Genomic DNA, 23275 nt, shown 5'->3' on the forward strand with positions numbered 1-23275 from the left:
GTCGGTCTTCGTCCTGACGGGCTGCAACGTTCCAGCTACGGGGCCGCCCCCGTCCCGGATGTACGGCATCCGTCGGAGCCTCCGCTCCGTAGCTTCCGGCGAGCATCCCCGGAGCCCGCATGCATCCCCATCTCATGGCCGTCCCGCCGCCGCCGTCCGGCAAACGCATCGCCGTCGTCGGCTCCGGCATCTCCGGCCTGTCCTGCGCCTGGCTGCTGTCGCAAGCGCACGACGTGACCCTGTTCGAGGCCGACAATCGGCTGGGCGGCCATTCCAACACCGTCGACGCCCCCGCTCCCGGCGGTCCGATCGCCGTCGACACGGGATTCATCGTCTACAACGAGTCCAACTATCCCAATCTGACAGCCCTGTTCGAACATCTGGACGTGCCCACCAAGCCGGCCATGATGTCCTTCGCCGTCTCCATCGACGACGGCGCGTTCGAATACTGCAGCCAGGGCATCGGCGCCCTCTTCGCCCAGAAACGCAACTACGCCAGCCCCAAATTCTGGCGCATGATCGGCGACCTGCTGCGCTTCCAGAAACAGGCGCCGCGCGACCTCCCGGAACTCGAGCGGTCGGGCGAGACGCTGGACGCCTGGCTGACCCGGGGGGGCTACGGCCCCCTGTTCCGCGAGGCGCATCTGCTGCCCCAGGCCGCCGCCATCTGGTCCTGCACCATGGGGCAGATGGCCAGCTATCCGGCCGCCTCCTTCGTGCGGTTCTACATGAACCACAACCTGCTCAGGGTGGACCTGCGGCCGACCTGGCGCACGGTGGACGGCGGCAGTCGCGCCTACGTCGCCCGGCTGGCCGCCGCCTTCAAGGGCCGCGTCGTCACCAACGCCGGGATCGCGGGCGTGCTGCGCGGCCTCGACGGCGCCGCCCTGCGTTTCGGCGACGGCCGGCTGGAACGATTCGACGCCGTCGTCCTGGCGACCCATTCCGATCAGGCGCTGGCCCTTCTGGAAGCCCCGTCCGCCGAGGATCGCCGCCTTCTGGGCGCCATCGCATACCGCTCGAACAAGGTCATCCTGCACCGGGATGCTTCGCTGATGCCCAGACGGCGCAAGGCCTGGGCCGCCTGGACCCACCTCGGCTATTCCGACCGCGCGGGCGAAGGCGGCGTCACCTACTGGATGAACGAGCTTCAGAGCCTGCCCGGCCCGCCCCTGTTCGTCAGCCTGAACCCCGCCCGGGCGCCCGACCCGGCGCTGGTGATCGGCGAATGGGATTATGAGCATCCCGTGTTCGACGCCGCCGCCGTCGCCGCCCAGTCCGAACTCTGGTCGCTGCAGGGCCGCCGCAATGTCTGGTTCGCCGGGGCCTGGTTCGGTTCCGGCTTCCACGAGGACGGCCTGCAGGCGGGCCTGGCCGTCGCCGAACAGCTGGGCGGCGTGCGCCGTCCATGGTCCGTCGCCAACGAAAGCGGACGCATCCATGTGCATGCTCCGGCCGGGGCGTCCGACCGGCTGACCGAGGCCGCGTGACCTCCGCGGCGCCCGTCGCATCCGCCTCGGCCCTCTATGTCGGCGAGGTCGTGCATCACCGCGTGCACGGGTTCCACCACCGTCTGCGCTACCGCGTCTGGATGGTGCTGGCCGACCTCGACGAGTTGTCCGGGCTCCAGGACCGTCTGCGCCTGCTGCGCCGCCGCCTCGGCCCGATCGCCCTGCGGACCTCCGATCATGGGGATCGGTCCGGCCGCCCCTTGCGGCTCCAGATCGAGAGTCATCTGGCCGACGCCGGCATTGACATCGCCGGCGGCCCGATCCGCCTTCTGACCATGCCGCGCATCCTCGGCTACGGCTTCAATCCGATCAGCGTCTTCTTCTGTCATACGCCGGACGGCGCCCTCGCCGCCCTGCTCTATGAAGTCACCAACACCTTCCGCGAACGGCACAGCTATCTGATCGCGGTCCCCAATCCTCCCCCATCGGGGGAGGGGGACCATGCGAAGCATGATGGAGGGGGAAGCGCCGCGCCGATCCGTCAGACAGCGGAGAAACAGCTGTTCGTCTCTCCCTTCATGGACAGCGATCTGACCTACGACTTCACCGTCCGTCCGCCCGGCGATGCCGTATCCCTCATCGTCGCCGTGCGCCGGGGCGGCGCCCCCATCCTGACCGCCAGTTTCGTCGGCCGGCGCCGCCCCCTGACCGACGGCCAACTCCTGCGCGCCTTCCTCACCCACCCGCTACTGACGTGGAAGGTCACCTGGGGCATCCACTGGGAGGCGCTCAAGGTCCTGCTCAAGGGCGCCCGCTACCGCGTCCGGGGAGCCCCGCCACATCGGCCGGTGACGGTGGGGCAGGCCCGCTGAGGTCAGGGAGTCCCCGTTTCCTGTCGTCATCCCGGGGGCGCGCAGCGAACCCCGGGACCCGGCGGCGCGCGCGAGCGCGAAGCTGTCGGGAGCGCGGCTGTGTCCGGCATCGCCTTCGGCGCCGCCGGGTCCCGGCCTGCGCCGGGATGACGACAGGCAGGGTGCGGATATAGTCGCATTGGCGGAAAAACATCCCGCCTTTCCAGCGCCTTGACGATTTGAGACCCCCGTCTCCTGCGCACCCCCTCCCGGCGCCCGCATAATGGCTGCATCCCGTCGCGGGGGAGGGCGTCTGGCGCCAGGGCCAATCACGTGCGGCGGGGTGCGATCGAGCGGGAAACGTCGTCCCGGAATCGTCGCCCGGACCCTTGCGCGGCTCATACCTGCGGCTTGTGGAATAACGGGGGCGTGGGGGCGGCGGACTGCCCGGGGTGTCGAAACCCCGGGGCCCGGGAGGCCTGGAAGCCTTCCGCCCGTCGCGAGCGTACGACGGACAGGGATGAATGCGGCGAAAAGGCCGGGGTGGGAAAGTCCCGAAAGCCCCGCAGGCCGCCTTGATGAAGCCCGCCCCCGTCGGCTTGCGTGAACCGGTCGCGCGGAGCGAAGGCGGCGACGCCGAAAACACATCCCGGTCCCCGCAAAGCGAAAGCAGGGGGCCATCATTCGGTTCCGGGCGAAGCCGCCCGCGCTCCGCCACCTCCCCGCACTTTCCGGCCCTTGGGCCGGAGAGCGATGACGCACGTCTTCAGCCCGGCTTGCCGCCGTACGCGCATCGCCGTATTGAGCCAGAACAGTCGCCGATATTCATCAGGCGGTGAAAATATGAGGAAGCGATGCGGAAGATCTTCCCCGACGCGGCGTCCGCCCTGGAGGGCCTGACCTTCGACGGCATGACCGTCATGTCCGGCGGCTTCGGCCTGTGCGGCATTCCCGAGCATCTGATCGCCGCCCTGCGCGACAGCCGGGTGAAGGACCTGACCGTCATCTCCAACAACGCCGGCGTCGACGGCTTCGGGCTCGGCCAGCTGCTGGAGACCCGTCAGATCGCAAAAATGATCTCGTCCTACGTCGGCGAGAACAAGGAGTTCGAGCGGCAGTATCTGGCCGGCGAGCTCCAGCTCGAGTTCAACCCCCAGGGCACGCTCGCGGAGCGCATCCGCGCCGGCGGCGCCGGCATCCCCGCCTTCTTCACCGCCACCGGCGTCGGCACCCTGGTCGCCGAGGGCAAGGAAGTCCGCAATTTCGGCGGCCGCGACTACGTGATGGAAACCGGCCTCGTCGCCGACCTCGCCATCGTCAAGGCGTGGAAGGCCGACGGCCGCGGCAATCTCCAGTTCCGCAAGACAGCCCGCAACTTCAATCCGATGATGGCCACGGCCGGCAAGGTCACCGTCGTCGAGGTCGAACACATCGTCCCGACCGGGACCTTCGACCCTGATCAGATTCACACCCCGGGCATCTACGTCGACCGCATCGTCCTGACCGTGCCCGAGAAACGCATCGAGCAGCGCACTGTCCGCGCTCGCTCAAGTAGCGAAGCGGTAGCGAAAAAAGATGGGGAGACCGCGTAAGATGGCACGCACCCGCGAACAACTGGCCGCCCGCGCCGCCTGCGAGCTTCAGGACGGCTTCTACGTCAACCTCGGCATCGGCATCCCGACCCTGGTGGCCAACTACATCCCGCACGGCATGGAGGTCACCCTCCAGTCCGAGAACGGCATGCTCGGCATGGGGCCCTTCCCCTATGAGGACGAGGTCGACGCCGACCTGATCAACGCCGGCAAACAGACCATCACCGAAATCCCCGAGAGCAGCTATTTCAGCTCGGCCGACAGCTTCGCCATGATCCGCGGCGGCCACATCAACCTGTCCATCCTCGGCGCCATGGAAGTGGCCGAGAACGGCGACATCGCCAACTGGATGATCCCGGGCAAGCTGGTGAAGGGCATGGGCGGCGCCATGGATCTGGTCGCCGGCGTCAAGCGCGTCGTCGTGGTCATGGATCACGCCAACAAGCACGGCCAGTCCAAGGTGCTGAAAACCTGCACCCTGCCCCTGACCGGCACGGGCGTGGTCAGCCGTATCATCACGGATCTGTGCGTCTTCGACGTCAAGCCGGACGGATCGGGCCTCGAGCTGATCGAACTGGCCGACGGCGTGACGCTGGAAGAAGTCGCGGCGAAGACCGAGGCCAGCTACACCGTTGCGGCTGACCTGAACTCGTAGGCATACTCGCCGGAACCGGCCGCAGAGCCGGTCTGGTGGGAGTATCGAGATGGCGGACGGAGCCTACCGCTGGCTGGGCAACGCCCCTGCGCCCGACGCGGCGCGGGTCGAGGGCATCGACGCCGCCCTTGACGAGGCCACGGCCCACGCCTTCGGCGAACCCGCCCTGGCCGCCGCCGCCGAACGCATCGGCCGGGCCCTGACAACCGCCCGCGCTGACGGCCTCGAGGCTGCGATCGCGGGCCTGTCCCAACTCCGCTCCCGCATCGAGGCGCTGCGGCCCGAGGCCCTCGAGCCCCGCCGCGGTCTCGCCGGCTTGTTCGACAGCCGGCGCAAGCGCCTGAACCGCTTCCGGGAACAATTCCGCGACGCCGCCGAGCGTCTGACCGACAGCGGCGCGGCCCTCGCCGAGCGCATCGAGGGGGCCGCCCGTCGCGCCACATCGCTGGACGCGATCTGGGCCGAGATCCGCGACGCCGTCGCCGACCTCGATGCCCACCTCGCCGCCGCCGTCCGCCGCCTGTCCACCCAGCCGCCCGCGGAGGACGGCGCCGCTCATCCGCTGGAAAGCCGCAGGGCGACGCTGGACGCCTGCCGCGCCGCCGCCCTTCAGTCCCTGTCGCTGATCCGGGGGTCCCAGAACGCCGACGCCCGCACGTCCGAGGCGCTGAAATCCTGCACCGACGGCCTGGCCGCCTGGCGCGACGACTGGCGCGACGCCCTGGGCCTGTCAGGCAAACGGCCCCGCCGCATCCGCCCCGACAAGGACCGTCTGGCCCGCAGCCGCGATCAGGCCCTGGCCCGCCTCGACCGGACGCTGGCCGAACTGATGACGCTGGGAGCCCGCCGCGGCGACGTCGAGCGCCGGCTGGCCGCCGTCGGAGCAGGCCTCCGAAGCTAGCGGGCGTTCGCCTCGGTCCAGGCGACGATCTGCGTATTCAGGTCCCGGGAGGCCAGGTCAAAGGCTTCGACGATGGCCGACACCCTGTTCCCGGTCGCGGGCTGTTCGACGCTGAACATCCGCTCCGCCGCGACGGTCCGGTCCGGCGAGGTCGTCACCCGGGCCCGGGCCGTGATCACCACCGTGGGGACACCGCCCGGAACGTCATAGCGGGCCTCGAAGGCGCGCATGTCGATATCGAGGCTGCGTCCGCTGCGCACCGCCTCGCGGGGGCCGACCAGCCGAACCTGCGTGGCCTGACCGGCGAAGGCGTTCTCGAGGCTTTCCATATAAAGGTCGGCCGCCGGCGACACCCAGCGCGCACCCTTGATGTAGGCCGTCTCGGTCCCGGTCACGCCCAGCAGCCGGTCGCCCTCGACCGCCTCCGGAAACTCGACCCGCCGCAGGGAGATCGAGGTCGCCGACGATCCGACGCTTTCGGAAATGGCTGGGGCCGACCCGCCGAACCGGTAGGTCTGGACGGGGTCGGGCGAGCTCAGCAGGGCGCAGCCCGACAAGGCGGAGGCCAGGACGCCGACGGCGGTCAGCCGGATGAGGGACGAACGGATCACGGCTGGACCTCCATTTCCTTGGTCGGCGCGCGGCCGATGAAGTCACGCGGGCTGCGCCGCACCTCCTCGATCAGGCCTTCGAGAGCCTGGGTGGCGTCTTCCAGTCCCTGGATGGACTGCTGCAGCTGGGGCAGGCCGGTCGTGGCGAAGTCATTCACCGGCTGCTCCAGACCGCTGATCGTGCGGTTGGCCGAAGCCGCCGCGTCCGCCGCCTCGTCCGCCGCGCGGTTGATATTGGCGATCGCCGCGCGACCGTCGCCTTCCACCAGTTGCCGTGCGCTGACGCCCAGCGCCTGGTATTCGCCGATGGCTTCATTGGCCTTCGTCAGGGCCTGCTCCAGCTGGGCGAACATGCCCTTGCGGGCCTCCAGCTCGCTGGACAGGGCCTCGACGTTCTTCACGCTGGTCGAGAAGGAGCGGATGTTGTCGTCCGACAGCACCCTGTTGATCCGGTTCAGCGCGTCCACGGTCTGGGCCAGCACCGTGCCGGAGCCGCTCAGCAGCTCGGCGATCGGCGACGGCTGGCTCTGGATCACGGGCACGACATTGTCCGGATACTGCGTCTTCAGGATCGCGCTCTGCGGATTGCCGGCGGTGATCTGGATATAGTTCAGCCCGGTGATGCCCTGCGGCTCCAGCTGGGCACGCGAGGTCACCCGCACCGGCGTCGTGCCGTCCACGCGGATGCGGGCGATGACCTGATCGCCCTTCTTGGGGTCCAGGTTCAGATCGGTCACTTCGCCGACGCGGATGCCATTGAAATGCACCTCTCCGCCCTCCGACAGCCCGCGCACCGGTCCGTAGAAGACGATGTCATAGACGTCGTAGTCGTTGTTGAACTGCAGTCTGGCCAGCCAGATGCTGAACACCGCCAGCGCCGCCAGAAGGGCGATGGTGGCGATGCCGACGGCGGCGTAGTGGGCGTCTCGTTCCATCGGGTCCGCTCTCCTCAGGCGGCTCTGTCGGCAGCGCGACCGCGCGGCCCCAGAAAATATTCCTTGATCCAGGGATGATCAGAACGCTCGAGCTCCTGAACCGTCGCCTTGGCTACAATGCGCTTGTCGGCGACCACGGCCACCTTGTCGGTAATGGCGTAGAGGCTGTCGAGGTCGTGGGTAATCATGAAGACGGTCAGCCCGAGGTCGTCAGACAGCCGCCGGATCAGGTCGTCGAAAGCTGCGGCGCCGATGGGATCGAGGCCTGCGGTCGGCTCGTCCAGAAACAGGAGTTCCGGATCCAGCGCCAGGGCCCGGGCCAGACCGACGCGCTTGCGCATGCCGCCGGAGAGTTCGGCCGGCTTCAGGTGGTGCGATTCCGGCTTCAAGCCGACCATGGCGATCTTCATCTCGGCCAGTTCGCGGATCACGTCCTTCGGCAACCGGGTATGCTCGACCAGCGGCGACGCCACATTCTCGATGACGCTCAGCGCGGAGAACAGGGCGCCCTGCTGGAACAGGATTCCTGTCCGGCGTTCGACGTCGGCCTCCTGATCTTCGGTCATGGTCGCCCGGTCGTAGCCGAGGATGCTGACAGAACCGCCTTCCGGGTCCTTGAGGCCGATGATCGAGTTCAGCAGGACCGTCTTGCCTGAACCGGAGCCGCCGACAACGCCCAGGACCTCGCCCCGCTCAACGACGAGGTCGAGGTTTTCGTGGATGGTCCGTTCTCCGAACTGGCTCAGCAAGCCGCGCACCTCGATCAGGTGTTCAGGCGCGGTCGCCGAATTCGCGGCCCGTGCGGTCACCAGTTCAGCTCCAGGAAGATCATCGCAAAGACCGCGTCCAGGAAGATGATGGCGAAGATGGCCTGAACCACCGCGGCGGTGACCCTGCGGCCAAGGCTCTCCACATCGCCTGCGACCGCCATGCCCTGCCGGCAGCCGATCGCCGCGATGACCACCGCGAACACGGGCGCCTTGAGCAGGCCCACCCCGAGGTGGGTGCTCATCTTGGGATCCTCGGTCATGCGCTGGATGAAGAAGGCGGGGCCGTACCCCAACTCCGCCCATGTCACGATAAGGCCCCCGAACAGACCAGCGATCATGCCGATGAAGGTCAGCAGCGGCAGCATGGCGAGCATGGCGGCGAGGCGCGGAATCACCAACGCCTGAAAAGGGTTGACCCCCATCACCTGCATGGCGTCGACCTCCTGGTTCATCCGCATCGAGCCGATCTCGGCTGCGAAGGACGAGGAGGAACGGCCGGCCAGGAGCACCGAGGTGATGACGACGGCGAACTCGCGAAGCACGGATACGGCGACCAGCTGGACGGTGAATACGCCGGCCCCAAACTGGGTCAGAAGGTTGGCTCCCAGGAAGGCGATCACCGCGCCGATGAAGAAGTTGGTCACGGCGATAATAGGAATGGCGTCCAGTCCCGACCGCTCGCCCTGGCTGAACCAGGCGGCCCAGCGAATCCGGCCGGGATGCTTGAGCGCCGTCCCGACGGCGACGATCAGTCGGCCCAGGAAGGCCATCGACAGGGTGGCTTCAGCAATAATATCGCCGACCCCACGTCCGACCTTGGCGAAACCACGCACCCAGCCGGGGGACCTCCGCGGCGGGCCGGCGCTTTCGCGTTCCAGCTTCTCGACCAGGGCGTAGGTGCGGCCAGCCTCGGGGCGTTGCGCCCAGGCGGACTGCGGCAGGACGCAGTTGGCGGCCTGCACGATGGCCAAGGCGCCCGCCGTGTCGAACCGGCCCATGTCGGACAGGTCGACGGCCTCGACCTTGCGGTCATGCAACTGTTCGTCGAGCCGGCGCGAGACCCGGCCGAGTTCGGTCGCGGTCCAGTCGCCGGTCAGACGCAGGGTCAGCCCGGGTTCGCCGTCGTCGATCTGGAAATCCGCTGCGGCCATGCCCCTACCTAGATTGCGCCGGTCGTTTTGCCTACGCCGCCCGAACGGCAAAGCTGGGGCAGACATCACAACGCCGCCCGGCCGTATTCGTTCAGCCACGGTTTCAGGCGTTTACGGATCAGAGCAACCTGCGGACGCGTTTCAGATCGTCAGCGAACCGTCCGCGTTCGGCAGCCCGGGTTTCCTCGTCAGGCAACCGCAGCAACCAGGACGGATGGACGGTCAGCAGCACCCTCGAACCGTCGGGCTGGGCGATCGCCTCGCCGCGCTCCTTCGTGACCGCGACCTTGCGGTTCAGTACGCCCAGCGCCGCCGTCGCTCCCAGGGTCAGGATCACCTTCGGCTTCACCAGACGTCGCTCGGCGTCCAGCCACCATCGGCAGGCGCTGACCTCGCTGACCAGGGGCGTCTTGTGGATGCGCCGCTTGCCCCGCGGCTCGTGTTTGAAATGCTTCACGGCGTTGGTGACGAAGACATCCTCCCGCTTGATCCCCGCTTCCGCCAGCGCGGCGTCCAGCACCCCGCCCGCGGGCCCCACGAAGGGCCGGCCCGCGAGATCCTCCTGATCGCCCGGCTGTTCGCCCACGATCATCAGTCGCGCCCGCTTCGGTCCCTCGCCGCAAACCCCTTGGGTCGCGTCGCGCCACAGGGGGCAGCGACGACAGGCCTGCACCGCCTGCCCCAGTTCCTCCAGCGTCGACGGGACAAAGCCCTCGTCGAACGAATGATCGCGGTTCATTCGCGAAAGCGTCTTCGCCAGACGCAGGTTCGGCTGGGCGGCGGGGGCGGCGACCATGGCGTCTGTTCGAACCGCCGACTGCGCCACCAGTTCCGGGATCAGCGACGCTTCCGGCAGGTTCTTCCAGTACCGTTTGGGCATTTCGCCCTGCATCGTCTTCGTCTTCAGCCGCGCCGGGTTGAAGGTCGAGGCGTAGTAGGTTTTCCAGAATTCCTCGATCCCGTCCTCGGCCGGCGCCATGTCGCGCGTCGCCGGCGGGCCGAGACTCAACGCCTCCCGGTCCCAGATCGCGCTCCCGTCCGGCGTCAGGATCGACCACCGCATCGTGGTGAAGCGCCGGACGAAGAAGGGCGCCGTCTTCTCCATCACCCTGTGCGCGGGCTCGAACCAGGCCACCCACCGTTCGCCTTCGTCGTCCTCGACCTGCCTGAAGCGGACAAAGGCCTTCATCTTGTGGCTGGCGCGACTGACGTTCTTCGCCCGCTCCAGCGCGTCGAACACATCGATGTCGGTGACGACCTTTATCAGGTCAGGCTCGTCCCGCAGCCGCCAGAGCAGCCGGTACAACAGATCGAACCGGTCAGCCGATCGGTGGAGGATCACCTCCCCGGCCAGATCCACAAACGCCCTGGGCACTCCGAATGCAGGCTCCACGACCGGCGGCGAGGCGTCGTCGAAAAGGCCGCCGCCCGCGTCGCCGACCCGGAAGATGGCCTCGGCCGGCTCGACGCCGGCCTGCCGGAAACCCCGCGCCGCCCGTCGCCAACCGTTGAAATCCGTCTCGTGGGAAAGGACTGCCGCCTTCATTCAGAACAGACTCAGCTGAACCGGCTTCGGCTCGGGCGCGACGCGGGCTCGCAGGTCCGCCGCATCGGTCAGTCCGCCCGGAGTCCAGTCCAGCGCCGTAATGAAGGGCCGCACCTTGTCTATGCCGCGGCAGAGCCGACCGACGTCCTCCAGCCGCAGGGTCCGCCAGCGCCGCACCTGCAGGATCCGGTCGACCGACTTCACGCCCAGACCCGGCACCCGAAGCAGCATCTCGCGCGGCCCCGTATTCACATCCACCGGAAACGAAGCCCGGCTGTTCAACGCCCAGGCCAGTTTGGGGTCGATGGCCAGATCCAGCATACCGTCGACGGTCGCCTCGCCGATTTCGGGCGGCGAGAAGCCGTAGAACCGCATCAACCAGTCAGCCTGGTACAGCCGGTGTTCGCGCATCAGCGGCGGCTTCGACAACGGCAGGGCGCTGGACGAATCCGGAATGGGGCTGAAGGCTGAATAATAGACCCGGCGCAAACCGTATCCCCCGTACAGCGACGCCGACCGGTCGATGATCTCCGTGTCCGGCGCGCCGTCGGCGCCAACGATCAACTGGGTCGACTGACCGGCCGGGGCGAATTTCGGCGGCCTGGCGCGGTCCGCCTTTTGTGGTCGCGCGGCGTCCACCTTGACCCGGACCTGGCCCATGGCCTTCTTGATGACCCCCACATCCTTTTGCGGAGCCAGTCGTCGCAGCGCCTCGTCGCGCGGCAGTTCGATGTTGGCTGACAAACGGTCAGCGTACAGCCCCGCCTGCTCGATCAGTTTCGGATCGGCCTCGGGTATCAGCTTCAGATGGATATAGCCGCGGAAGTCGTGCTGCTCGCGCAGCATCTTCGCCACCAACACCAGCTCTTCCATGGTGTAGTCGCCCGAGCGGATAATGCCCGACGACAGGAACAGGCCCTCGATATAGTTCCGCTTGTAGAAATTCAGCGTCAGCTCGACGACCTCGTTCACGCTGAACCGCGCCCGCTGCACGTTCGAGGACGCGCGGTTGATGCAGTAGGCGCAGTCGTAGATGCAGAAATTCGTCAGAAGTATCTTGAGCAGCGACACGCACCGGCCGTCGGGGGTGTAGGCGTGGCAGATCCCCATGCCCTCGGTGGAGCCCACGCCCTTGCCGCCCACGGAGTCGCGGTTCGACGAGCCCGATGACGCGCAACTGGCGTCGTATTTGGCCGCGTCCGCCAGGATCGCCAGTTTTCTGCGGAGGTCGATCTGGGCCATGAGTTCATGATATGTTCCATAACCCGGTTCAGATCCAGCATAGCCTTAGGGACGTATTGTCGCGTCAGTTCAGATAGTTGAGCAGAGACACCTGGCGGAGTTGGCCGATCACCTGGGCCGAAGCCTGAATTGCGATCTGCGACAACTGCAGGTCGGTTACGGCCCGGGCCATGTCCGCATCCGTCCGGCCCGAGACCAGTTCGTCCAGCGCGTTCTTCTGGGCCGTGTGCCCGGCCGAGATGCTCTCGACCTGTTTGGCCAGCGAGCCGGTCTTGGCGATCTTGTCGACGACCGCCGTGGCGGCCTGTTCCAGTCGACCGAGCTGGGTGGTCAGGAAGGTCTTCTGCGCCTCCGTCAGCTTGCCGGTCAAAGGACCCTGCCCCGCCGTGGCGTGGAAATTCTGCACGTCGCGCAGAATGTTCAGCACGTCCGTGCCCAGTTCGTCGGCCAGGAAGCCGGTCTCCAGCGTGGTTCCGTCCGCCACCCGGCTGGCCGTTTTCAGGGTGTCGTTGTTGAAGACGGAGGGGATGGTCGGGGCGGCAGCGAGCTCCGCCAGATTGGCCGGGGTCAGGGGCGCGGTCGTGGTCGACGCGCCTGCGAACAGATAGCCGCCCTGATGCCTCATGTTCAGGCCTCCCCGGATCGACTGGAACTGGCCCTCCATTTCGAGCATCAACGAGCCGGCGGAATCCGTGGACAGCGCGTCCCCGATGGCTTCGCGCAGACCGCTGATGCCGTCGTTGATCTGGGTCATGGCCAGATCCTGCGTGGTCAGGCGCGACGTCACCGCCTCGGCCGTGTCGATGAAGCCCTGTATTCGGCTCTGTGCGCCCTTCAGCGCCGTAAGCGTTTCGGACTGGCGGCCGAAGCCGGTCAGGTCGGTGGCGTTCTTCTGCGTCGACACCCGCTCCTGCGCCTCGGCCGATCGCGCCTGGGTGGTCATCAGATTCAGCAGGGCCGACTGATAGTTTCCGTAGGTGGCGACGCGGGTCATCAGATCATTCCAATCAGCGTGTCGTACATGTCCTTGCACGCCTGGATCAGACGGGCGGAGGCGTTGAAGGCCTGCTGATAGGTCGTCATCAGCACCAGTTCCTCATCCAGATTGACCCCCTCATGCGCGGTCTGGCGCGCGGTGGCCTCGGTATACAGGGCGGCCGACGTCTCGTGACGGTTCTTGGCCGCCGCCGCCCGTCCGCCGATCTCGCCAGAGAGTTCGGACGCGTAGCGCGACACCGAGATCGCCCCTCCCGTCGAACCGCCCGCCGGCTGGAAGTTGGACGTTCGTTCGCCTGCGTCAGCCAATAGCAGTGCGCCCCGGCCGTCGCCGGCGCTCAGGGCCGGCGTGCCAGCCGCCGCCGCCAGATTGAGTTGCGCCAGCGCCAGTCTGGAAGGCGTCTGCCGAATATCGGACCGCAGCGAGAAGCCGTCCGCGCGCGACGATCGGACCCCTCCCGCAATGCCGAACAGCTCTGTCACCGAGACGCCCGACGGAATCTGGGTCGTGGTGTCCGCCAGGACGCTGAGGGTCGGGGCGGGGTTGCCATAGCCGGTGAAGCTCAGCGTGCCGTCGGATGCGAGGGCGAACGAGCCGAAGCGGCCGATGCCCAGAGCCGGGTCGTTCAGCTGGGTGATCAGGTCGGCCACGGTCCCGCCGGCCGGAATCTCGACCTCCAGATCGCGCAGACGCGAACCTGTTTCGCCCGTGAACCGGAACGTCAGCGTCTCGCCGGCGGTGAAGCCGAGCGTGGAGCCCAGGGTCAGGCCGTTGTCATAAAAGGCCGGACGGTCCGTCGAGATCAGGTCGTTCAGGCCGAAATAGTGCGAGAAGCCGCGGCCCGCCTTGCCGGAAGGCGTGGTGGGATCGTCCGCTATAGCGACGCCGTTCGGCGCGGTCGCGGTGATGCTGAGACGGCCGTCGGTGAAGCTGGCCGTGGCGGCTCCGCCCAGCTGGAGGTTCAGCTCGGCCAGGAAGTTGGCGGGCGTGGTGGGCGCGCCGTTGACCGTCATGGTCGCGCCCGAAAAGACGATGTCCGCCTGGCTCTGGATGACGCCCGCCGCATTGGTCACCGCGACCGTCGTCCGGCCGGTGAAACCGGCAATGGCGGTCTCGAACGTCTGGCCCACATTGCGGCCGGTCAGACGGACCGGGGCGGGCACCGATGAGTTGGCGTTGTGAGCCCGGTTCAGTTCGTCAGCGACATGGGACACCAGTTCCGCTAGCCGTTCGGCGGCCTGCGGAGCCTCGATGTCGCGCAGTTCGACCAGCCCCTTGATCTCGCCGGAGACGACGCTGTCCATCAATGAGCGCTTCTGGCCGCCCGGTTCGGTGATCCAGATTTCGTTGAATGCTGTTTCGCCCGTGACCGTACCGGCCCTGTTATATTCCAGGGTCGCCGCGCCTTCGCCGGCCAGCAGGGTGCCCGCCCCCGTGCGGATCGACACGCCGCCGACGGCCCGGGTCGAAACCCGGATGTCGACCAGCTCGGCCAGCTGTCCAATCCAGGCCGCCTGGGCCGTTTCCGCGCCCGAGGCGTCGCCGTTCACCGCGGTCGCGCGGGCGATTTCCAGGTTCAGGCTCTCGATCTGCTGGAGCAGGCCGTTGGTCTTTTCCACCGCGCTCTGAATGCGGCCGTCGGCGTCCTCGCGGACCGCCTGGATCTGCTTGCCGATGCGGCTCGCCTCGTCGAACAGCGCCTGGGTCTTGAACAGGGCGTCCTGCCGGCGCGGCGACGAGGTGGGATCCTCGGCGCTGGCGGCGAAGGCCGAGAACACGCCATCGACCTGGGAGAAGAAGCCGGTGTCGCCGCCCGGATCGCCGAACAACGACTGGATGCGGTCGTACAGTTCATAGCGCACGCTTTCGCGCGCGGCGTTGGCGCCCGCGTTCAGACTGGCGGCCTGGAGGAAGCGGTCGGTCGCCAGACGGATGCGCGAAACCTCGACGCCCGAGCCCATACCCTGGCTGGTCAGTGTGGTCTGATCCGCGATCTTGCGGACATATCCGGGCGTGTTGACGTTGGAGACGTTGTCCGAGACGACGCGCAGCTGGGTCTGGGCCGTGGCCAGTCCCGAGGTCGCCGTGTTCATGATGGCGTTCAGCGACATCCGGCGACCTCCATAAGGGCGGCGCCCGGCAAGCCCTGCCAGCCCACGAGCGTTTTTTGCCCGGCGTCCCGAGAGGGCGCGCTCGACAAGTCTTTGATTTTACGCGCTATCGCGTTTCGCGCCTGGTTCATGACCATTCAGGAGCGCAAGGCGCGGGCCATACGCGCCCGGCGGCCGCCTTTGCTCCGGCGCCGGGCAAGAATCGTCGCCACGCGGCAAGTTTCGACCGGCGGCCGGCCGTTAGTCCGTTTCGACAGGCCAGGTTTTCCGACGTCTTTTCAGCGATTTCGGTCCATCGGCGCGGTTGGCCCGCGACTTGCGCCACGGGTTCCGAATGTCCGGCGCAGCACGCGCCCCAGCCACCATCGCCGTCGCGACCATCCCATCGGGACAATGTCCGCCCTCGCCCTGCCGTCCGTCATCGCGCCTGCCAAAGCCAGCGCCCCGCAAGGGTCGACCGGCGCCGTCGACGCGACCGGCTTCGGGAGCCTGCTGGCGGCCTGCCTGGACAAGGACGCAGCGCCGGTGGAAGCGGAAGGGCCGGAACCCGCGCCCGCCAACGACGAGATGGAGGCTGTCGCAACGGCGAGCCTCCCGACGGCCCCGATCCCGGTCCCTCCGCCCGTCGTCGCGATCCCCCCCACAGCACCCGTCGCGCCTGAAGCCGGGGCGTCCGCGCCAGCCGTCACGGCTCCGACTGAACCCGACCCTTCGACCTTGCTGCAGTACAACGGCGAACCGGCGGTCGCCGCCGCACCGGTCACCGGGAAGAGCCCCGACCCGACGCCGGCCCTGGCCGCCGCGCCGTCTCCGATCGCAGCAGCCGCACCGGCGCCCGTCGAGACTGACGCGCCGGCGCTCGACGCCCCTGCCCCTGCCCCTGCCCCTGCCCCTGCCCCTGCCCCGGCCCCTGCCCCTGACGCCGCCCCCGTCCCTACTTCAGCAACGGCCGTGGCGACCGGGACGAAGGTAGCGACAGCGGCCGACGCCATCGCGGCCGCCTCGCCCGCGCCTCAGCCCGCTCCTCAACCTGCGCCGCCATCCTTGCGCGCACTGGCGGAACGAACCTCGCGGCCGCTTGACCCGCCGGTGGACAAGGCGGCCGACGGTTCCGCATCCGCTGCAGTCGCATCCGGCGTCAGGGCCGGGGCGGCGAGCGCAGCCGCCGCCGGCGCCGGCGCACAAACCACTCCGGAACGGGTGGTCGGTTCGACCGACGCCGCGCATAAGGCGGCGGCCGACATTCCCGGCTCCGACCAACCTTCCATCGACGCGGCGCCTGCTGCGGAAAGCGCTGCGCCCTCCACCTCGTCTTCCACCCAGATCCGCGAGACCAGCCTCTCCGGCCTGTCACGCGCCACTATCGACGCCACAACCCAGATCGCCGCCCAGATCCTGCGCAAGCTGGAGGGGCGCTCGACGCGGTTCGAAATGGCCCTGAGACCCGACGACCTGGGGCGCGTCGACGTCAAGCTGGACATCGATTCGGAAGGCCGCCTCGCCGCCCGGCTGGCCTTTGACAACCCCGTAGCGGCCACCGACCTGCGCGGCCGGGTCGACGACCTGCGGCGCGAGCTTGAGGAGGCCGGCTTTCATCTGGCCGACGACGCCTTCGAGTTCGCCGAGCGCGACAGCGGATCCAGCGGCTTCGACCGCGGGCAGGACGCCCGTCACGGCCAGAACCGCGCCTTTGCCGCCGCGTCCCGTCTGAATGCTGAAATCGACGTCGCCCAGCCTCCCCGCTGGATGGCGCTCTCCCTCTCGCCCGCGGGCGTGGATCTGAAGGTCTGATCGATGGTCGACGCCGTCTCAACCAACAACGCCGAGTCCCGGATCAACGCCGGCACGGGCATGCTGGCCTCGAATTTCGAGACCTTCCTGACCCTGCTGACCTCACAGCTGAAGAACCAGGACCCGCTGTCTCCGGTCGACTCCAACCAGTTCACCGCCCAGCTGACCCAGATGGCCGGCGTGGAGCAGCAGCTGCTGACCAATGACCTGCTGAAGAGCCTGGTTTCGGCCCAGGGCGGCGGCGGCCTGGGTCAGGCGGCCACCTATATCGGCAAGGAGGCCACGGCGGCCTGGTCGGCTACGCGGATGGCCGACGGCGAGGCGAGCTGGAGCTATGAGCTGGGCTCGAACGCGGCCTCGGCCACGCTTCAGGTGCTGGACGGAACCGGCAAGGTCATCTGGTCCGGCGACGCGCCGGCCAAAACCACCGGCATGCATGACTTCACCTGGGACGGTAAGGCGACAACCGGCAACGATGGTCAGGACGGCCAGGTCTATTCGCTGAAGATCGTCGCCAAGGACGCCGCGGGCGGCGCGGTCGACGCCCAGGTCCTGACCCGCGGCCGCATCAGCGGCGTCGAGATGTACGACGGCGAAGCCTATCTGACGATCGGCAAGTCGATCGTGCCCCTCTCCACCATCATCGCGCTTGAAGAATCCGAGGATCCGGCACTCGCCGCCTGATTTGCCCCGCCATGACCCTTTCAAACCGTTTCTCGTAAGGAGCCCCGCGCCATGAGTATCAACAGCGCCCTTCTGGCCGGCGTGTCCGGCCTGACCGCAAACTCCGCCGCCCTCGCGGCGATCTCGCAGAACATCGCAAACGTGAACACCGTCGGTTACAAACGCACCGCCGGCGAGTTCCAGACCGTGATCAACAGCCAGTCGCAAGGCGCCGGCTATTCCGCCGGCGGCGTCCTGGCCTCGGCGCGTCATTACACCAGCCAGGCCGGACAGTTGCAGCGGACCACCTCCGCCACTGATCTGGGCATCGCCGGCCAGGGCTTCTTCGTCGTCACCGAGAAGCCGGAGAACCTGCAGGTCACCGACAGCCGCCTGTTTACCCGGGCCGGAGCCTTCACCGTCGACAACCTGGGCTATCTGAAGAACACCGCCGGTCTGTACCTGCAGGGCTGGCCGGTGGATGCGGAAGGCAATATCGCCACCGACCCTTCGGATCTGAACCGACTGCGCACCATCAACGTCGGCTCGGTCGGCGGCACGGCGGAAGCCACGACCCGCATCCAGCTGAACGCCAACATCAAGTCCAGCCAGCTGGTCTCGGCCGAGGCGACCGACGCTGCCGCCACGCCCCCGGGTGCCAACGCCTACAACGCCACGACCAACTCCATGGCCATGTGGGATCCGGAGACCGGCGCCGGCGTGAAGCCCGACTTCGAACTGACCATCCCCGTCTCCGACTCCAAGGGCGGCCAGCGCACGATCGCCATCTCCTTCCTGAAGAGCACGGTGCCGAACCAGTGGTATTCCGAGATCCGCGCGATCCCGGCGTCCGACGTCGTCACCGGCGCGGGCCTGACCAACGGCCAACTGAAGACCGGTCTGGTTTCCTTTACCCAGGACGGCCGTCTGGACGTGGACGCCATGGCCGCCCTCGGCGCCGCGGCCCTGTTCCCTGATCCCACCGCCGCCTCCCTGACATTCGGGTCGTCGGACAGCGCGGCTCCGGCGGCCGGGGGCTTCAAATGGGCGCCGGGCCTCGGCATCGACGATCAGTCCCTGGCCTTCGACCTGTCGGCGTCCGCAGGCGGCCTGACACAGTACGACAGCGCCTCGGTCGTCCAGGCCGTGCTGACCAACGGCACCGCCTTCGGCAACCTGTCGGAGGTCAAGATCGACGACACCGGCTTCGTGACCGCCATCTTCGACAACGGCGTCACGCGCCAGATCGCGCAGATCGCCCTGGCCACCTTCCCCAGCCCCGACAGCCTGTCCCAGACCTCAGGCAACGCCTACCGCGTCAGCCAGGGGTCGGGCACCTACAACCTCAAGGCCGCTGGCAGCGGCGGCGCGGGGTTGATCGGGGCCTCGCAGCTGGAAGCCTCAACCGTCGATCTCTCGGCCGAGTTCACGGGCCTGATCACCACCCAGCGCGCCTACTCGGCATCGTCCAAGATCATCACCACGGCCGACGAGATGCTGGCTGAACTGATCAGCATCAAACGCTGATCTCTGAGTAACGGGCCGTAAACCTCAATGAATCTTTTATTGAATATTGAGAGGGTGGACGGAAGGCATTTTAGGCTTTCCTTCACCACGACGCTTAAACGGCCCTTAGCCGCCGGTCGCTATGGTCACGCTCTTAGTGGTGGTGGTCAATGAGGCATAAGCCCATGTTGCAAGAGCGACGTCTTAATAGCCGAGGCGAACAGTATGTGGTCGGGCCTACGGGCACGCCTTTGACGATGCACGATCTTCCCCCGGCCAATACCGACCGCTGGGTGATCCGTCGCAAGGCCGAAGTCGTGGCCGCCGTGCGTGGCGGCCTGATCAGCCTGGATGACGCCCTGGCGCGTTATCGTCTGACGGCCGAGGAATTTCTGGCCTGGCAGAAGGCCATCGACAAATGGGGCATGCAGGGCCTGCGCACGACGCGGATCCAGCACTACGGCCGCCCGTAAATCTTCCCCCCGAGCCGACTGCGGCCGCTTCCGGAAACGGAGGCGGCCGTTGTCGTTTCCGAAGGGCCGTTACCGCGAATTAATCCAGGCTGCCGCGGCTCGGTGTTGACAGGTTCGATCACAAGCGTAATCAGAAGCAGCGATTACGGATGTGAACGATATGCGGATCAGTACGGCCGAAAGCCTTGTGATGGAGTCCCTCTGGCGTGCCAGTCCCCGAACGGCGGACCAGATCGCGGCCGAAATCGCCTCCGATCAGGAATGGACGGAGGCGACGGTGAAAAGCCTGCTCAATCGTCTGCTCACGAAAGGGGCGATCGCCGCCGAGCGCGACGGACGCCGCTACCTGTATCGGCCTCTGATTGCGCGGGGCGACTATGTCCACGCTGAGAGCCGGGGCCTGGTCGATCGGCTGTTCGACGGCCGTCTCGCGCCGCTGGTGGCGCATTTCTCGGCGCGGGAGACTCTCTCTGCCGAGGATATCGCCGACCTGAAACGCCTGATCGAGGAGATCGACGATGGCAGGTGACCTGCTGATTTTCGGGCTTGAGGTCGTGGCGGTTGTCACAATCGCCCTTCTGGCCGTCTTCCTGCTGCGCGGTCCCGTGCGCAGCCTCTTCGGCGCCCGCGCGGCCTACTGCCTCTGGCTGCTCGTTCCGACGATGGTCGCAGCCATCGCCCTGCCGCGAGCCGCCGCTCCCGAGCCGACGGCAGCGGCGGAGCCTGCGGTCGCAGCGTCCCTTGTGAACGCAGAGACCCCGGCGCCGACTGCGGCCGGACGCGTTGCCTTGCCCGAACGCCCGGACTTCCTGCCCAACCCCGTTGACCTCGCGACGCCCCTTCTTCTGCTGTGGATCCTGGGCGTCTTCGTCTTCGCCGGACTTCTCGTCTGGAGCCAGAGTCGGTTTCTGCGCAGCCTGGGCCCCCTGCGGGTCGAGCGGCGCGCCGACGGCGCCCTGTTCCACGCCGAACGATGCGACGTCGGACCCGCGCTGGTCGGCGCGTTGAGCCCTCGCGTCGTTCTGCCCGGCGATTTCGCCCAACGGTTCAGCCCTGAGGAACAGGTGGTCGTGGTGGCGCACGAGCGCGCCCATCTCGCCGGTGGCGACGCCCAGATCAACCTTGCGGTCGCCGCGGCCCGGGCCCTGCTGTGGTTCCATCCGCTCGTCCACATCGCCGCCCGCCTGATCCGCGCCGATCAGGAACTGGCCTGCGACGAAACCGTTGTGACCCGTCATCCAGGGGCCCGGCGGGTCTATGCCGAGGCGATGCTGAAAACCCAGTTCTGCGGCGTCCCGACGCCGCTGGGCTGCCACTGGCTGGCCGGCGGCAAGCCGGAACTGCAGCGCAGGATCATTCGTCTGACCTTGGCTCCGGGCCACGGACGCCGCGCCGCGGGCGCCGCTGTCGCCGTCGTGCTGGCTGCGACCGGAGGCGCCGCAGCCTGGGCCGCCCAGCCCGCCAGCGCGCTTCAATCCGTCGATGCGCCGCCCTCCGTCTCGGCCGGGACACGCGATCTGATCGCCGCCATCCGGAATGGACGCAACACGGACGCCGCCGAGCTTGTTCGCGGCGGCGCCGACGTCAACGGCTGGCGGCCGGGAGACGGCTCGCCCCTGATCCTCGCCGTGCGCGACGGCCAGTTGGAGCTGGCGCGCCTGCTGCTCGACAACGGCGCCAGGCCGGACCTGTCCGTACCGGGCGAAGGCGCGCCCCTGATCGTGGCCGCCGACAACGGCGACCTGGACATGGTCAGCCTGCTGCTGGAGCGGGGCGCCAATCCCGACCTTCCGGTGCGGGGCGACGGCAACCCGTTGATCGCCGCATCGGCCGCGGGCCATCGGGAGGTCGTCGACCTGCTGCTGGCCGCCGGCGCGACGGTCGACGCGATCGTTCCCAGCGACGAAACCGCCCTGATCACCGCCGCCCGGCTCGGTCATCTGCCGGTCGTCAAACGGCTGGTCGAGAAAGGCGCCGACGTCAATCTGGCCGTCATGGCCCCCCGTCTCGAACCCTTGCGGCCCGAACTCCGGTCTCCGCTAGGCATGGCGCGACGGGCCGGACGAAGGGACATCGTCGACTATCTGACGGCCCACGGCGCCCGCGCCTGATCCACGCCTGATTTTCTGAAACCCCCTCCCACGGAGAAGGCCATGCCTTTGACCGACGCCCGAACCTTGCCTGACGCCAGCCGCATCGAGGCCGATATCGTGATCATCGGGGGTGGCATGGCAGGTCTCGCGATCGCCCATGAGTTCGCCGGAACCCCGGTCCGCGTCGCGGTGCTCGAGAGCGGCGGCCCCGAGCCGGACATGGAGCTTCAGGCGCTCTACGACGGACCCGGCGTCATGTCGGGCCCCGGCAATCCGGACCGGCCGATCAACGAGTATCTCGGCCAGTCCCGCGTTCGGGCCCTGGGTGGATCCGGCCACGTCTGGGGCGGAAAATGCGGCCCGCTGGACGAGGCGGACTTCGCCCGGCGCGCCTGGCGCCCGCGGAGCGGCTGGCCGTTCGGCCGACGGGAGCTGAAGCCCTTCTATGATCGCGCTTGCGACCTTCTGAAGCTGCCGCGCTTTCCGGTTGATGATGGACCGCCTGAGGGCGGGACGCTGCCGGCGGTCGGCGCGTCCGATGGTCCGTTGCGGTCCTCGCCCCGCGCCTACAGCCCGGTTTCGGGCCGCGTCGATCCCGTGGCCTTCGCCGCCTTCCGCGACGCGCCGGCCTTGGCGGCGAACATCCTCGTCCACACCCACATCAACGTCACCGGCATCCGCCTCGGCGCCGACGGCGCCGTCGACCGGCTGGAGCTGCGATGCCTGACCGGGACCCGGCACGAGGCGCGCGGCCGCATCTACATCCTGGCGACGGGCGGTGTCGAGAACGCCCGCCTGCTGCTGGCGTCCAACGCCGACCGGCCCGAGGGGGTCGGCAACGCCGGCGATCTGGTGGGCCGCTGCTTCCAGGGCCATGTCACCATCTCGACCGATGACAACGATCCGCGCGGCGACGCCGAGATCGCCTTCGTCACCGCCGCCGATCTGTCGCTGTACGACAATCGGCCCCGCGACCGGCCCCATGCCGTGTTCGTTCTGGACCTGCCGACCCATGAGCGGCTGGGAGCCGGCAACTGCACCCTGACCCTGTCGGTGCGGCCCAAGCCCGACGCCGCCGCAGGCAGCGCCGGCGCGGCCGCAGGACAGCTGGCCGCCCTGCTGGAAGCGGAACCGGCCGTCCGCCGACAGGACTATTTCCTGATGTCCGAACAGGCGCCCCATCCAGACAGCCGCATCACCCTGGCGGACGAGACCGATGCTCTGGGGCAACGCCGCGCGCGGCTGGACTGGCGCTACACCCAGGCCGACTGGGACTCTCTGGCCGCTTCGGCCGACGGCTTCGGCGCCGCCTTCGCGACCGAGGGCCTCGGCCGGGTCTGCTGGCCGATCGAGAGCGACGGGCTTGTCAGAATTCTGAGCCCGTCGCGTCACCACATGGGCACGACCCGGATGGACCCGGATCCGGCCAAGGGGGTGGTCGACGCCGACTGCCGCGTCCATGGCGTGGACAATCTCTTCATCGCCGGCAGTTCGGTGTTTCCGACCTCGGGTCTCGTCAATCCGACACTCACCCTGACGGCGCTGGCCATCCGCCTCGCCGACCACCTGAAGACGGAGATCGCCCGATGACCGCCCTGAGCAAACGCCGACTGCTGCAGGCCTTCGTCGGCCTCGGCGCCCTGGGCGTCACGGGGGTCGCATTCGCGGAGGTTCCCGGCTCTCTGTCGACGGTCGATTCCGTCGGAGCCGCGGAGATCGGCCGCGCGTGGCTGGCGGTTCGAACCGGCGTCACCGCCCGCGCCCTGACCGCCGACCTGTTTCCGCGCGGGCTGGACGACGCAGGAGTCAGAGCGCTTGGGGAGCGCGCCCGCGACGACTTCCGGAGGGCCGCGATCTTCCGGCACAAGGGCTGGCGGTTGTCCGAAACGGAGGCCCGTCTCTGCGCCCTGATCGCCCTGTCCTGACCGCCTTCTGA

The 23275-nt window shown here is 68.1% G+C and carries 21 protein-coding genes; 13 read left to right on the top strand and 8 right to left on the bottom strand.

Translation table 11 applies throughout. The features are described 5' to 3' along the window. Positions 1-119 precede the first annotated feature (119 nt). The 5 genes from BrevBR_RS10555 (at position 120) to BrevBR_RS10575 (ending at position 5450) form a co-directional block, all read left to right on the top strand. On the top strand, positions 120-1490 hold the full coding sequence (locus BrevBR_RS10555) for an NAD(P)/FAD-dependent oxidoreductase (protein ID WP_340000916.1): 1371 nt from the start codon (positions 120-122) through the stop codon (positions 1488-1490). Further along, complete coding sequence (locus tag BrevBR_RS10560; protein WP_340000917.1) at positions 1487-2323, top strand: DUF1365 domain-containing protein; 837 nt, start codon at positions 1487-1489, stop codon at positions 2321-2323. The genes BrevBR_RS10555 and BrevBR_RS10560 overlap by 4 nt, the downstream gene beginning before the upstream one ends. Positions 2324-3156: 833 nt before the next feature. Further along, the gene (locus BrevBR_RS10565) at positions 3157-3894 is read left to right on the top strand and encodes a CoA transferase subunit A (RefSeq protein WP_340000918.1); all 738 of its coding nucleotides are present in this window, start codon (positions 3157-3159) and stop codon (positions 3892-3894) included. A gap of 1 nt (position 3895) precedes the next feature. Beyond that, on the top strand, positions 3896-4549 hold the full coding sequence (locus BrevBR_RS10570) for a 3-oxoacid CoA-transferase subunit B (protein WP_332640026.1): 654 nt from the start codon (positions 3896-3898) through the stop codon (positions 4547-4549). Positions 4550-4598: 49 nt separating this feature from the next. After that, complete coding sequence (locus BrevBR_RS10575; protein ID WP_340000920.1) at positions 4599-5450, top strand: toxic anion resistance protein; 852 nt, start codon at positions 4599-4601, stop codon at positions 5448-5450. On the opposite strand, the gene BrevBR_RS10580 is transcribed toward BrevBR_RS10575, so the two are convergent. From BrevBR_RS10580 to flgK, 8 genes are all read right to left on the bottom strand, one after another. Next, positions 5447-6061: an ABC-type transport auxiliary lipoprotein family protein gene (locus BrevBR_RS10580; protein WP_332640028.1), complete on the bottom strand. Its 615-nt coding sequence runs from the start codon at positions 6059-6061 to the stop codon at positions 5447-5449. The two genes, BrevBR_RS10575 and BrevBR_RS10580, sit on opposite strands and share 4 nt — an antisense overlap. Further along, complete coding sequence (locus tag BrevBR_RS10585; RefSeq protein WP_332640029.1) at positions 6058-6996, bottom strand: MlaD family protein; 939 nt, start codon at positions 6994-6996, stop codon at positions 6058-6060. Before BrevBR_RS10585 ends, BrevBR_RS10580 begins: the two co-directional genes overlap by 4 nt. Positions 6997-7010: 14 nt before the next feature. Continuing rightward, the gene (locus BrevBR_RS10590; protein ID WP_332640030.1) at positions 7011-7805 is read right to left on the bottom strand and encodes an ABC transporter ATP-binding protein; all 795 of its coding nucleotides are present in this window, start codon (positions 7803-7805) and stop codon (positions 7011-7013) included. Further along, a complete protein-coding gene (locus BrevBR_RS10595; RefSeq protein WP_332640031.1) occupies positions 7802-8917 on the bottom strand; it encodes an ABC transporter permease in 1116 nt (371 codons plus the stop codon). Before BrevBR_RS10595 ends, BrevBR_RS10590 begins: the two co-directional genes overlap by 4 nt. Before the next feature lie 118 nt (positions 8918-9035). Next, on the bottom strand, positions 9036-10463 hold the full coding sequence (locus tag BrevBR_RS10600; protein ID WP_340000922.1) for a UdgX family uracil-DNA binding protein: 1428 nt from the start codon (positions 10461-10463) through the stop codon (positions 9036-9038). Next, positions 10464-11705 carry a putative DNA modification/repair radical SAM protein gene (locus BrevBR_RS10605; RefSeq protein WP_340000923.1) on the bottom strand — a complete coding sequence of 414 codons (1242 nt, stop codon included), beginning with the start codon at positions 11703-11705 and terminating at the stop codon, positions 10464-10466. Between the two features lie 64 nt (positions 11706-11769). Further along, entirely contained in the window at positions 11770-12699 is a 930-nt protein-coding gene (locus tag BrevBR_RS10610) for a flagellin (RefSeq protein WP_332640034.1), read from the bottom strand. Continuing rightward, the gene (gene flgK, locus BrevBR_RS10615; RefSeq protein WP_340000924.1) at positions 12699-14813 is read right to left on the bottom strand and encodes a flagellar hook-associated protein FlgK; all 2115 of its coding nucleotides are present in this window, start codon (positions 14811-14813) and stop codon (positions 12699-12701) included. Before flgK ends, BrevBR_RS10610 begins: the two co-directional genes overlap by 1 nt. Positions 14814-15206: 393 nt before the next feature. Between flgK and BrevBR_RS10620 the strand changes: the two genes are divergently transcribed. The 8 genes from BrevBR_RS10620 to BrevBR_RS10655 all read left to right on the top strand — a co-directional run bounded on the left by BrevBR_RS10620 (position 15207) and on the right by BrevBR_RS10655 (position 23264). Then, complete coding sequence (locus tag BrevBR_RS10620; RefSeq protein ID WP_340000925.1) at positions 15207-16604, top strand: flagellar hook-length control protein FliK; 1398 nt, start codon at positions 15207-15209, stop codon at positions 16602-16604. A gap of 3 nt (positions 16605-16607) precedes the next feature. Continuing rightward, positions 16608-17288 carry a flagellar hook assembly protein FlgD gene (locus BrevBR_RS10625; protein ID WP_332640037.1) on the top strand — a complete coding sequence of 227 codons (681 nt, stop codon included), beginning with the start codon at positions 16608-16610 and terminating at the stop codon, positions 17286-17288. 51 nt (positions 17289-17339) lie between these two features. After that, positions 17340-18794 (top strand): flagellar hook protein FlgE, encoded by a 1455-nt coding sequence (flgE, locus tag BrevBR_RS10630; protein WP_332640038.1) that lies wholly within the window; start codon positions 17340-17342, stop codon positions 18792-18794. 164 nt (positions 18795-18958) lie between these two features. Beyond that, complete coding sequence (sciP, locus tag BrevBR_RS10635) at positions 18959-19246, top strand: CtrA inhibitor SciP (RefSeq protein WP_055831520.1); 288 nt, start codon at positions 18959-18961, stop codon at positions 19244-19246. 160 nt (positions 19247-19406) lie between these two features. Further along, positions 19407-19775 carry a BlaI/MecI/CopY family transcriptional regulator gene (locus tag BrevBR_RS10640; protein WP_340000926.1) on the top strand — a complete coding sequence of 123 codons (369 nt, stop codon included), beginning with the start codon at positions 19407-19409 and terminating at the stop codon, positions 19773-19775. Next, positions 19765-21357, top strand: a complete 1593-nt coding sequence (locus BrevBR_RS10645) for a M56 family metallopeptidase (RefSeq protein ID WP_340000927.1) — start codon at positions 19765-19767, stop codon at positions 21355-21357. Before BrevBR_RS10640 ends, BrevBR_RS10645 begins: the two co-directional genes overlap by 11 nt. A 42-nt stretch (positions 21358-21399) precedes the next feature. Further along, entirely contained in the window at positions 21400-22929 is a 1530-nt protein-coding gene (locus BrevBR_RS10650; RefSeq protein ID WP_340000928.1) for a GMC family oxidoreductase, read from the top strand. Further along, positions 22926-23264, top strand: a complete 339-nt coding sequence (locus BrevBR_RS10655) for a hypothetical protein (protein WP_340000929.1) — start codon at positions 22926-22928, stop codon at positions 23262-23264. Before BrevBR_RS10650 ends, BrevBR_RS10655 begins: the two co-directional genes overlap by 4 nt. Positions 23265-23275 lie beyond the last annotated feature (11 nt).

Source organism: Brevundimonas sp. BR2-1 (genome assembly GCF_037626195.1).
In the GTDB taxonomy this organism is placed as follows: Bacteria; Pseudomonadota; Alphaproteobacteria; order Caulobacterales; family Caulobacteraceae; genus Brevundimonas.

Bases quoted from the DNA above. Each gene is read 5' to 3' on its own strand.
- BrevBR_RS10605 (WP_340000923.1), bottom strand. From the start codon at position 11,705: ATGGCCCAGATCGACCTCCGCAGAAAACTGGCGATCCTGGCGGACGCG.
- BrevBR_RS10620 (WP_340000925.1), top strand. From the start codon at position 15,207: ATGTCCGCCCTCGCCCTGCCGTCCGTCATCGCGCCTGCCAAAGCCAGC.
- BrevBR_RS10625 (WP_332640037.1), top strand. From the start codon at position 16,608: ATGGTCGACGCCGTCTCAACCAACAACGCCGAGTCCCGGATCAACGCC.
- BrevBR_RS10595 (WP_332640031.1), bottom strand. From the start codon at position 8,917: ATGGCCGCAGCGGATTTCCAGATCGACGACGGCGAACCCGGGCTGACC.
- BrevBR_RS10565 (WP_340000918.1), top strand. From the start codon at position 3,157: ATGCGGAAGATCTTCCCCGACGCGGCGTCCGCCCTGGAGGGCCTGACC.
- BrevBR_RS10585 (WP_332640029.1), bottom strand. From the start codon at position 6,996: ATGGAACGAGACGCCCACTACGCCGCCGTCGGCATCGCCACCATCGCC.
- BrevBR_RS10650 (WP_340000928.1), top strand. From the start codon at position 21,400: ATGCCTTTGACCGACGCCCGAACCTTGCCTGACGCCAGCCGCATCGAG.
- BrevBR_RS10610 (WP_332640034.1), bottom strand. From the start codon at position 12,699: ATGACCCGCGTCGCCACCTACGGAAACTATCAGTCGGCCCTGCTGAAT.
- sciP (WP_055831520.1), top strand. From the start codon at position 18,959: ATGTTGCAAGAGCGACGTCTTAATAGCCGAGGCGAACAGTATGTGGTC.
- BrevBR_RS10640 (WP_340000926.1), top strand. From the start codon at position 19,407: ATGCGGATCAGTACGGCCGAAAGCCTTGTGATGGAGTCCCTCTGGCGT.
- BrevBR_RS10655 (WP_340000929.1), top strand. From the start codon at position 22,926: ATGACCGCCCTGAGCAAACGCCGACTGCTGCAGGCCTTCGTCGGCCTC.
- flgK (WP_340000924.1), bottom strand. From the start codon at position 14,813: ATGTCGCTGAACGCCATCATGAACACGGCGACCTCGGGACTGGCCACG.
- BrevBR_RS10645 (WP_340000927.1), top strand. From the start codon at position 19,765: ATGGCAGGTGACCTGCTGATTTTCGGGCTTGAGGTCGTGGCGGTTGTC.
- flgE (WP_332640038.1), top strand. From the start codon at position 17,340: ATGAGTATCAACAGCGCCCTTCTGGCCGGCGTGTCCGGCCTGACCGCA.
- BrevBR_RS10570 (WP_332640026.1), top strand. From the start codon at position 3,896: ATGGCACGCACCCGCGAACAACTGGCCGCCCGCGCCGCCTGCGAGCTT.
- BrevBR_RS10575 (WP_340000920.1), top strand. From the start codon at position 4,599: ATGGCGGACGGAGCCTACCGCTGGCTGGGCAACGCCCCTGCGCCCGAC.
- BrevBR_RS10600 (WP_340000922.1), bottom strand. From the start codon at position 10,463: ATGAAGGCGGCAGTCCTTTCCCACGAGACGGATTTCAACGGTTGGCGA.
- BrevBR_RS10555 (WP_340000916.1), top strand. From the start codon at position 120: ATGCATCCCCATCTCATGGCCGTCCCGCCGCCGCCGTCCGGCAAACGC.